Genomic DNA, 1,448 nt, shown 5'->3' on the forward strand with positions numbered 1-1,448 from the left:
AGTATTAGCCTTCCAGTAAGTGAGCTTCGTGATGAAGCGCTGCGTACACGATTAGGTGTGACCGAAGGCGATGTTGAGCTTTCGATTTCTGTAAATGCAGTGGCTGATTCAGCTGAGCGGGTTGCAGAGCTTGGTATTAATGCGAAATCACCGATTGTTGAGTTTTCTATTGTCGCTCGTTCTGGTGATGTGGAGGCTCCAGTGAACCGTTTTGTTCAATATCTTGAACGTGACCTCGTTCTTTCTGAAGACGTGAACCCGGATCGCACGGTTGTTGTTCGTGTCAATGCGGATGGGACGCTAACGGTTGTGCCGACGATTGTCCGTGACGGTCGTGTAACGTTCAAGAGCTTTACGAACAGCTACTATGTAGCGGTTGAGCGTGAAGCATCCTTTAGCGATCTTCGTGATGACTACTGGGCGAAAGAGCAAATTGAGAAGCTAGCCGTTCGTGATATTTTTCAAGGTCGTCAGGATGGAACGGTAGCTCCAGGTGAGCCTGTCACTCGTGTGCAATTAGCCGTGTTAATTACACGTGCCCTTGCCCTTGTGAGCGATGTGGAGTACGATGGTCGCTTTGTTGATGTACAAGGTGATGAGTGGTTTATGGGTGAATTTATGGCAGCGATTGAGGCAGGAATTGTGCTCGGTCGTCAGGATGGCACCTTCTCGCCCAATGAGCCAGTTAACCGTCAGCAAGCAGCTGCAATGATTTCACGTGCGATGGAGCATATTGGTTTTAACGAAGCAGGTCTTGATCCAACAAAAGCAATCACTCAATACCCTGATGTTGATCGCATTGGCGGATGGGCAGTAGATGATGTAGAGCGTCTTCTTCAAGCAGGAATCATGCAGGGACGTAACACGGGTCTTTTTGACCCAACGAATGAAACGAGCCGTGCGCAAATGGCGGCAATGCTTGAACGCTTCTTGATTTTCTCTGATTTAATGAATTAAAAAACCGGGAACAGGAGCAAGTATGAACAGGCTTGCTCTTGTTCCATTTTACGATGTTCTACAGCTATTTTAGGTGAAAAAATGCTGGATTGGAGGGCTCGATACGCTTATGGAAGAAACGATTAGTCTCCGTGAACTTTTTGCGACCCTGAAAAAAAGGATTACGATGATTGTCCTGATCACGGTTCTAGCCACCGGATTAAGTGGAATTGTCAGCTATTTTTTCTTAACTCCTATGTATCAAACGACGACGCAGATTCTTGTCAGCCAGCAGGCAACAGGGGCAGCCTCTGCCCTGCAATCTGCCGGGTTTGATGTAGACTCAGATTACATACAAACCTATAATGTCATTTTAAAAAGTCCGTACATTTTAAATGAGGTCATTGAAGAATTAGGGCTTGATCGAAGCCATCAGCAGTTGATTCAACAGCTGCAGGTTTCTCAGGAGGGGCAGTCTCAAGTCGTGACGATTCGAGTGGAAGATGTGAATC

At 46.8% G+C, this 1,448-nt stretch carries 2 protein-coding genes; both read left to right on the plus strand.

What is annotated here, in order from left to right:
• Positions 1-957 (plus strand): S-layer homology domain-containing protein (locus tag BLT_RS21245; RefSeq protein ID WP_035425366.1); only part of this gene is annotated, 957 nt, incomplete at its 5' end.
• 109 nt (positions 958-1,066) lie between these two features.
• Positions 1,067-1,448, plus strand: a 382-nt coding sequence (locus BLT_RS0102200) for a YveK family protein (protein ID WP_017726185.1), incomplete at its 3' end; no start/stop codon positions are given.

The sequence above is a fragment of the Halalkalibacterium ligniniphilum genome (assembly GCF_000334155.1).
Lineage (GTDB): Bacteria > Bacillota > Bacilli > Bacillales > Bacillaceae_D > Halalkalibacterium > Halalkalibacterium ligniniphilum.